The following is an 8,060-nucleotide window of genomic DNA, read 5'->3' as shown; positions in this document are numbered from 1 at the left end:
TAACTTGGTCCGGAAAAGACCAATAAATGACTGTGGTGAATTAAATGTCAATGATTGCGGCTGTTATTTTCTCATCATAAAATATTTCATTCCACTTGCTGAATTCCAGATTGGTAGTAAAGATGACACTGCGTCTTTCATAGCATGCAGATATTACCTGAAAAAGCCGCAAGTTGGGCTGGGAGAAAAGCTGAAGCGATAAAAGGCTTTCCATTTTTGCAGAAAAAAAAGATTTGACCCTTTATTTCAAAGTTCTTTTCTATCTCTATCTCTCCTATAAAAGACTTGAAAGTTTAATAAAAGTGGATATTAAAGAAGACATAAACGGGAGAAAAATAGTCCCTTTTGGAGTATAATAAGCTAAAGATGAAAGGATAAACGATTTTTAGTGGAGAGTGGAGGACGATGAAAAAAATAGTTTTACCTTTTGCTGTTTGTTTCTTGCTTTCGATTTTATTGACTTCGGTAGGGGCTCAAGAAGAAGTAGTTTCCCCCTTAGTGAGAGATCTAGAGAGTATGGAAAGAATTCTTTATGGTCTACCGCAACCTGGGAGCGTTTTGAGTAGAGTAGAAAAAATAGAGAGAGATTTAATTGGCGACACTCTTTCTGGAACTCTTATGGATAGAGTAAATACCCTTAAAACTTTCATTTTAACTGGAACAGATGCTGAACCCTCTTTGGATTTTAAGATTAGAGCTATTCGTTTAACTCTCCGTTCTGAACCGGCAAAGAGTGGAATTCTTATCGCTGAGTTAGAAGAACTGGAAGATTTGATTTTTGGAGTAGTAAGTGATGACCCTATAGGAGTTCGAGTAGATCGCTTATATAAAACTTGTGTAGATTCCTCTAAAGTTAAATCCTTTACTGTTCAGGTTCCGGAAGGAACTCTGGTTAAAATTTATATTCAAAGGGAACTCAACTCAGAGAGAAATAACGAGGGGGATCCAGTTCCTTTCGTAGTGGCAGAGGATGTAAGTATAGGTGGAGTTTTGGTATTATCTAAAGGAACAGAAGGCGAAGGAAGATTGACTAAAGTCAAGCGTAAGGGGGGATTTGGTAAAGGGGGACGTTTAGAAATAGATTTCGGGACCGTAAGGGCTAGTGATGGGACTCCCATTCCCGTAGGTTTAGGAGAAAAATCAATCAAAGAGAATAAAGCAGTGGGTTATGCGGTGATAACCAGCATTGCTGGTCTCGCCTTACTTGGGCCCATAGGGGCAGTGGCTGGGTTCTTTATACAAGGTGAAGCAGCTAAAGTAGAAAGAGGTGCAGAGCTATTTTTGGAGATATTGGAGACCAAAGAGGTTGCTGGGCCTCTAATAGGAGAAACAGCACTACCAACAGAAAGCTTAGAGCCAGAATACGAGAGAACTTGGGAGGAAGAAACTCTTCAAGGAAAAATATGGGAAGAAGAAGCTCCTCAAGAAGAAATAGAAGAAATCCGAGAGGAAGAGTTTATAACTCAGGAAGAACCTGAGGTAGAGGTAGAGATAAAACCTTACGAGGAATGGTAACAAGGAGGTTAAAATGAAAAGTAAAATAAAAAGTAAAATAATCACAACTCTGGTTTTGGCTTGTATTTTCATGCTAATGGTAGGGATAGCAGAAGGGCAGGTTGATTATGACCAGCTATACCGAGATACGGCCAAAAAATGGACTCGTTCTACTAAGGTGGGGGATGCTTTTTCTGTGGAAGCTTTATTCTGGAATGAAGAAGTAGTCCAGGCTTGGGTAGCTAAATACGGCAAAGAAAATTTGCTTTCTGCTGAAGAAGAATTGGCCTACCATCAAGATTTTTTGCAGAGGGAAAGAATAAATCGTTATTTGGTATTTGAGGTAACCATCAAAAAACTTAAGGGAGCACCCCTTTATCCCATGAAATTTGCTCAGAATACCTACTTAGTTGACGATCGAGGAAACAAATTTTATCCTTTAGAATTTCCTCCTGAATTTGAAGAAAAAATCTTCGATCAGGTAACAGGAAAAGTTTATTTCCCCCGGTTTGACAAGGAGGGTAACCCCATAATTAACCCGGATACTGACTATATTACTCTTCATTTCGCCCGGCTTTCCATTGATCCTCAACTAATTAGTAAGGAGGTTAACCTTACCTGGGACAATCCTTACCTTCCTCCCGATTATTCTCGTCCGGAGTGGAAACCGGCATTAGAAGAAGAAATTTTACGCCTGGAAGAACGAGTGAAAGAATTAGAACTCCAAAAGAAAATGTTGGAAGATAAAATAAAGGGGATAGATAATGAAATAGAAGAGGTAAAAGCCAGGATTAAAGATTTACAAAAGGAACGGTGAAAAAAATAAAGATTGGGAAACTATTTTTATTTTTTTCCCTGCTCTTATTTTGTTCTTCTTCTCTTCCGGCGCAGGAGGGGATAAGAATCAAAGCAGACCTTGTCCTTTACGACCGAGATAGGGAAAAGGTCAGCGCTTCAGGTAATGTGAAGGTAGAATGGCAAGATGTTCAGGTCACTACCGAAGAGATTGTTTTTTTTATTTCTACCCAAGAATTGTGGGTTCCCCATTCATTATACGCTACTTTGGGAGGTGACCAAGTACGAGGAGATCAATTCTATTATTCTTTCTTGCAGGACGAAGGGTGGGTAAAAAAGGCAGAATTAATTTATAAAGTAGGGGAAGAAGGGAAGCTCTATTTTCGAGGAGATAAAATAGAATATTTAAAAGGTAAATGGACAGGCAATAATCTTCTACTTACTGGCTGCGAAAAGGACCCACCTCTTTACAGTTTGAGAGCCAAAGAGGTGGTAATTTATCCTCAAGACAGATTAGTATTAGAAGGGTTGAGTTTCTACTTTAGAGAAAAGAAAATACTCGAACTACCGCTTTACTCACGAGTCTTAGGAGAAGAGGGAGCTACTTTTTCTCCTACTTTAGGATATAGCCGTAAAAGAGGATGGTATTTAGGTAGTTACTATGATTATCTTTTTACTGAAAACCTACTTTTAACGTCTCAGTTTAGTATTTCTTCTTTGCAAGGGGCTGAACTAAACATAGATTTAGTTACCTCTCTTTCTCGAGGAGAAGGAAGAATTTTTTGGGATATCTTGCCAGGCGCCGTAGATACCTGGGGAGGATATGTGCATCTCGAGGAAGGTGGTCTTTCTCTTTGGGCTTTAAGTGTAAATAATGAAATAGTGGGTCAAAGTCTTGTTTCTCGCTCTCCCCAGTTGGTTATTTCTTATGGAGAGAATCCTGAGGAAGGTTTTAATTGGAAAAGTACTTTTAGTTGGGGATATTTTGAAGAAGATGGGTCTTCTACCTGGAGAAAAGACCTTTATTTAAATGCTGGATGGAAGGGAAAGGAGGGAGGACTAGAACTCTTTTTCTGGAATATAGATCTTACTGGAGGGCAAATAATACCCAGCTGGGGAAGTAAAATATGGTGGGAAAAGAGAGTTTTCCCAAAATGGGACCTTTCTCTCTCCTATCAGTTCAGCGAAGCACAAGGAGAAAGCCCTTTTTCTTTTGATCCCGGGGATCAAAAGATTTTTTCCTTGGATTCCTGCTGGGGAGATTACGAAGAAAGCTTTCTACGATTACAAGGAGATTATAATCTCAATGAAGGAAATTGGGAAGAGTTAACTGCCGGAATAGGATTAGGAAATGAAGACTTTTCCTTGGGAGTGGAAGGAGTTTATTCTTTTGAGCTGGGAGAATGGAAAGAAGAAAGGTATTTTGTACGTAAAAGAATAGAAGATTGCATAACTCTGGAGGCTTCCTGGTATGAGCCGGAGGGTAGCTTATTTTTATCTCTGAATCTATCTGGTTTAGATACAGAAAAAAAAGCTGAAGGTCTTTTCGATGAAGAAGAAGAGTTTAATCCTTTTGAATTGAAAAGAGATTAGGGGAGGGAATTGATTTGGAAAAGAGACTATATCGTTCTCGAACAGACAGGATGTTAGGAGGAGTATGTGGAGGGATTGCTGAGTATTTCGGTGTTGATCCCACTTTAATAAGACTTTTAGCTGTAGTCCTTATTGTGGCTGGAGGAGCAGCCATAATTGCCTATATTATAGCTTGGATTGTTATTCCCGAGGAGCCTAAAAATCTTTCAATAGAAGAGAAAGCAGAAAAAGAAAATGTAACTATTCCCGGGGAGAAAAGTGAAGAGAGGAGAAAAGATGTAGAACTTATTGCCTGGATCTTAATCTTTGTGGGGTTGATATGGTTTTGCCTTAACCTTTTCTCTTTATGGTTGCCTTCTCGCTTTTTTGTCCGTCTGGTCTTTCCAGTTGCTCTGGTTATAGTTGGTATTTTGCTACTGTGGGAAAGAAAAAAGGAGGAGCGATGAAGATCATAGATAAAGAGGCTAGAGATACTTTAAAATCGGTCTAAAGAGCTCTAAAAATTTTACCATTGATAAAAATTTCAGAATCTCTCAAAAAAGTGGAGAAACCATCCACTAGAATTGTTAAGCAGTAATGAAATGGTGTTTATAAGAAATAGAAAGTAGTCAATCTTAGCTTTACAGACATTAATCTACGTTGATAAAAGGGTTTTATCTGCATTCTACTGGTATTGGTAAAGCTATTTTGGCCTTTAACCATTTTCCAAATATCCTCATTCTTCGGGTTATAATTTTCATAATTAGCACTAAAAGATAAAGTTGATAAATCGATTGCTCTTGAATAACAAGAGAACAACTTATCGCTTTCTAGGAGGAGCAGTAGAACTTCTTATCACTAACTGAGGTTGCACTACTATTATTGTTTTACGAATTTTTCTGCCCTCAATAAGCTTCAAAAGAAGGCTCAACCCTTCTTTAGCCATCTCATCAAAGGGTTGAGCTATAGTAGTTAGAGGGGGAGAAACCACATTACAAAGAGGAATATTGTCTAAGCCTATGATAGAAATATCTCCAGGGACAGATAATCCTCTTTCTCTTATTGCTTGTATAGCTCCGATGGCCATCAAATCATTCATAGAAAAAACAGCTGTGGGTTGTTCTAGAGGAGAAAAACTGAGAATTCTATTCATGGCTTTCCTCCCTTCTTCTATTTTAAAGTCTCCTTCTTCGATAAGCTCTTCCCGTAAGCCTATACCGCTTTTCTCCAAGGTATCCAGAAATCCATAGAATCTTTCTCGACAGATTTTAATTTTCAGGGGCCCGGCTAAACAAGCAAGCTTTTTGTGACCCAAGTTCAAAAGATGAGATGCAGCTAGGACTCCGGCTGTGTAGTTATCTAATTTTATAGTGGGAGCCTCTTCTTTTTCTAGAGTCCTATCTAAAACTATGTAAGGTATTTTAGATAACTGAGGGGTTTTAAACAATAAACTTTCATCTGACACCCGGGAAAAGATTATTCCCTCCACTTGGCGCCGAATTAGGATCTCAAGGTAACTTTTTTCCTTCTCCGGATCATCGTTAGTATTACAGAAAATCAAGCTATAACCTTTTTTAGAGGCTATTTCTTCTAAATGTTTTGCTAATCGAGCAAAAACCGGACTTTCGATATCAGGAACGAGAAGGCCAAGTAATCTAGATTGCTGACTACGCAAGCTTCGAGCTAAGAGATTAGGCTGGTAATTAAGCAAATGAACCGCTTCCCAAACTTTTTCTGCAGTCTCCTTTTTTACTGACCCCTTATTGTTTATTACTCGAGAAACTGTGGTGATAGAAACTCCCGCTAAGCGAGCTACCTCTTTAATTGAAGGCAATCTTTTTCTCCTTTTTTGAAAACGTTTTTCATAAAATAAGACATTTACATAGGTTACATATTATGTACCAATTAGTATATAGTAAAATTAGTCATTGACAAAGTCAAATTAATTTGTTAACGTTTTCTAAAAACGTTAAACTAAATAAAAAAAGAAGGTAATTTGTCAGAGAATACTATAGATTAATAAATCTCTTGTTTTATGTTAAACTTATGATGTGTTTAAAAATGCCACAATAAGGAGATGAAACAATGTCTAATCCAGCCTCACTTTTGAATATTGCCTTAGAAAAAGGGCAGGGAGTTTTTCGTTTGTTTCCTAATTGGGTTCCTCGAGCATTTTGTATCCCGGGAAAAAGGTTAAAACTTCATCCTGATGATTATTTTGCTTTTGGCGTTCACCGAGGAGGTATTGATGAACGTTGGTTTGCCTCTACAGTTAGAGCTGACAATGGTCCAGAAACTTTACCTGATGAGGGGTTAAGCTATATTTATATCGAAGACGGTCCTCGGGTAGAAAAAATCCTTCTCAAAGACGCTATAGAGTTGATGGGTAAAGATATTTTAGGTAAAGAGATAATGGAAAAGTATGGCGGTTGGACTATGTTTGCTAAATTTTTCGACAACATGGATCCTCTTCCTCACCACCTTCATTTAGATGATGAAAAAGCAGCACGAGTAGGGCAAAAAGGAAAGCCAGAAGGGTATTATTTTCCCCGTCAATTGAACAACCATGGAGGCTATTTCCCTTATACTTTTTTTGGTTTGAATCCAGGAACCACTCGAGATGATATTCTTCAATGCCTGAAAAATTGGGATAAAGGGGATAATGGTATTTTATATCTTTCCCGAGCCTACAAACTCCAATTGGGAACCGGATGGAATGTTCCTCCTGGAGTTTTACATGCTCCTGGGTCTTTGCTTACTTATGAGCCACAGAGAGCTTCTGATGTTTTTGCTATGTTTCAAAATATTGTCTGGGATAGATATCTTTCCTGGGATATGTTGGTAAAAGATGTTCCTCCTGAACATAAAAAAGATTTAGACTATATAGTTGACCTCATAGATTGGGAACTAAACGTAGACCCCGATTTTTATAACCAGTATTTTCTAAAGCCTAAGCCGGTTAAGGCCATAGAAGAAATGGAAAAAGAAGGCTATGAAGAATACTGGATAGCATATAATACTGAATATTTTTCTGCTAAAGAGCTCACCATATTTCCCCGAACCAAGGTAACCATAAGAGAAGACGCGGCTTATGGCTTAATTGTAATTGAGGGAAGAGGTAAATTTGGAATCCTGGAAGTGGAGACCCCTACTATGATTCGCTTTGGTCAAATGACTAAAGATGAGCTATTCGTAACTCAAGAAGCAGCAGTAAACGGTATAACTATAGTCAACGAAAGTGAAAATGAAAATTTGGTTATACTAAAACACTTTGGACCTAAATCCTGAAATGGAAGAAGTTATTTTGGAATTTGATAAACTAACTAAAAAATTTCCCGGAGTAGTAGCTCTAGATGAAGTTAGCTTTGACATTTTTAGGGGAGAAGTGCATGCTCTGGTAGGAGAAAACGGAGCGGGTAAATCAACCTTGATTAAAATTGTCACCGGGGTCTACCAAAAAACGTCAGGAGAGGTTTTTTATCAGGGTAAGTCCATAAATTTCCGCAGCCCTCACGATGCTTTGCAAAACGGAATAGCTGCTATATATCAAGAATTTAATCTCATTCCTGCCTTGACTGTGGCAGAAAATATCTTTATGGGTCACCATTTTGTTCGAGGAAAATTTGTTGATTGGAAAAAAATGGAAGAAGAAGCTCGGAAACTCCTTGACTTTTTGGAAGTAGACATAGATGTTAACTCCCGAGTTCGAGACCTGGGGGTAGCTAAAAAACAAGTAATAGAAATTGCTAAAGCTCTTTCTCATAATGCTAAGGTTCTGATTATGGATGAGCCTACCGCTGCTTTAGCTCAAAAAGAAATAAAAACTCTCTTTCGAATTATCCGCTTTCTGAAAGAAAGCGGGGTTACCATCATTTATATCTCTCATCGCTTAGAGGAAGTTTACGAAATCTGTGATCGGGTTACGGTGTTACGAGATGGTAAATTTGTGGCTACAAAACCAGTGAAAGAATTAAAAGTGGAAGAGCTTATCCGGATGATGGTGGGGAGAGAAGTGGGTGAGAGATTTCCCCGTGTTTCCCATACCATTGGGGAAGAGGTTCTGAGAGTGGAAGGATTAACTCGCCCCGGAGTCTTGGAAAATATAAATATTTCCCTCCATCAGAGGGAAATATTAGGTATTGCAGGAATGGTAGGCTCAGGAAGAACAGAGCTCTTACGAGCTATATATGGTGTAGATC

Annotated in this window: 7 protein-coding genes and 1 pseudogene; 6 read left to right on the top strand and 2 right to left on the bottom strand. The window is 38.4% G+C overall.

Going from position 1 to position 8,060, the window contains the following annotated elements:
• Positions 1-166, bottom strand: a pseudogene (locus GXZ17_RS08610) (ATP-binding protein); the annotation flags it as partial.
• A gap of 239 nt (positions 167-405) precedes the next feature.
• On the opposite strand from GXZ17_RS08610, the gene GXZ17_RS08605 reads away from it, so the two are divergent.
• Genes GXZ17_RS08605 through GXZ17_RS08590 form a run of 4 tightly spaced genes read left to right on the top strand, consistent with a single transcriptional unit; the run spans position 406 to position 4,328 of the window.
• The gene (locus GXZ17_RS08605; protein ID WP_409376880.1) at positions 406-1,515 is read left to right on the top strand and encodes a hypothetical protein; all 1,110 of its coding nucleotides are present in this window, start codon (positions 406-408) and stop codon (positions 1,513-1,515) included.
• Between the two features lie 13 nt (positions 1,516-1,528).
• The gene (locus GXZ17_RS08600; RefSeq protein WP_409376879.1) at positions 1,529-2,311 is read left to right on the top strand and encodes a hypothetical protein; all 783 of its coding nucleotides are present in this window, start codon (positions 1,529-1,531) and stop codon (positions 2,309-2,311) included.
• Complete coding sequence (locus GXZ17_RS08595) at positions 2,308-3,882, top strand: hypothetical protein (RefSeq protein ID WP_409376878.1); 1,575 nt, start codon at positions 2,308-2,310, stop codon at positions 3,880-3,882. Before GXZ17_RS08600 ends, GXZ17_RS08595 begins: the two co-directional genes overlap by 4 nt.
• Positions 3,883-3,896: 14 nt before the next feature.
• The gene (locus GXZ17_RS08590; RefSeq protein WP_409376877.1) at positions 3,897-4,328 is read left to right on the top strand and encodes a PspC domain-containing protein; all 432 of its coding nucleotides are present in this window, start codon (positions 3,897-3,899) and stop codon (positions 4,326-4,328) included.
• A gap of 353 nt (positions 4,329-4,681) precedes the next feature.
• Here the strand turns inward: GXZ17_RS08590 and GXZ17_RS08585 are convergent, their stop codons facing one another.
• Entirely contained in the window at positions 4,682-5,695 is a 1,014-nt protein-coding gene (locus GXZ17_RS08585; protein WP_409376876.1) for a LacI family DNA-binding transcriptional regulator, read from the bottom strand.
• Between the two features lie 251 nt (positions 5,696-5,946).
• On the opposite strand from GXZ17_RS08585, the gene GXZ17_RS08580 reads away from it, so the two are divergent.
• Entirely contained in the window at positions 5,947-7,149 is a 1,203-nt protein-coding gene (locus GXZ17_RS08580; protein ID WP_409376875.1) for a hypothetical protein, read from the top strand.
• 16 nt (positions 7,150-7,165) lie between these two features.
• A partial coding sequence (locus GXZ17_RS08575; RefSeq protein WP_409376874.1) for a sugar ABC transporter ATP-binding protein occupies positions 7,166-8,060 on the top strand: 895 nt, incomplete at its 3' end.

It is taken from the genome of Candidatus Sordicultor fermentans (assembly GCF_012728195.1).
GTDB classification, from domain to species: Bacteria; Atribacterota; Atribacteria; order Atribacterales; family Caldatribacteriaceae; genus Sordicultor; species Sordicultor fermentans.
The sequence above is the reverse complement of the archived record's forward strand: the minus strand, read 5'-3'. Positions and strand labels throughout refer to the sequence as shown.

Bases quoted from the DNA above. Each gene is read 5' to 3' on its own strand.
- GXZ17_RS08605 (WP_409376880.1), top strand. From the start codon at position 406: ATGAAAAAAATAGTTTTACCTTTTGCTGTTTGTTTCTTGCTTTCGATT.
- GXZ17_RS08600 (WP_409376879.1), top strand. From the start codon at position 1,529: ATGAAAAGTAAAATAAAAAGTAAAATAATCACAACTCTGGTTTTGGCT.
- GXZ17_RS08580 (WP_409376875.1), top strand. From the start codon at position 5,947: ATGTCTAATCCAGCCTCACTTTTGAATATTGCCTTAGAAAAAGGGCAG.